This is a genomic window from Cedecea sp. B1(4), assembly GCF_059414925.1.
In genome coordinates this window covers 1-326 of record NZ_JCAHMZ010000128.1, presented here as the reverse complement: position 1 = coordinate 326, position 326 = coordinate 1, and the positions used below count along the sequence as shown (strand labels likewise).

The window sequence follows — 326 nt, the reverse complement described above, 5'->3', positions numbered from 1 at the left end:
CGTTGAACAGCGGCGCGGCCGGACCGGCGGCCACCGGGCTGAGCGGCAGGCCGAAGGCGATCAGCGGGATCAGGGCCTCGGCGATGTAGGTCGCCTCGGTGACGCCGTTGCGGGCGCTCAGCACCGTGGTCAGGCGGTGATAGGCATGCTTGACGCGCGAGCCCACCAGTTCGCCCAGCACCACCGTCATCGCCACCGGGCTGAACACGAAGGTGGCGCTGGAGATGGTGGCGGTGGCCAGGGTCCAGCGGGTCTGGATGCGGTCCATCACCTTGAGCGGGTTGGGGATGTAGCCCGACCAGCCCTTGACGTCCGGCGCCAGCGAG

General features: G+C 70.2%; 1 protein-coding gene. It reads right to left on the bottom strand.

From position 1 onward, the window contains the following. Positions 1-326: hypothetical protein (locus tag ACR6JA_RS22340; RefSeq protein ID WP_494599598.1), on the bottom strand; the 326-nt coding region annotated here is incomplete at both ends.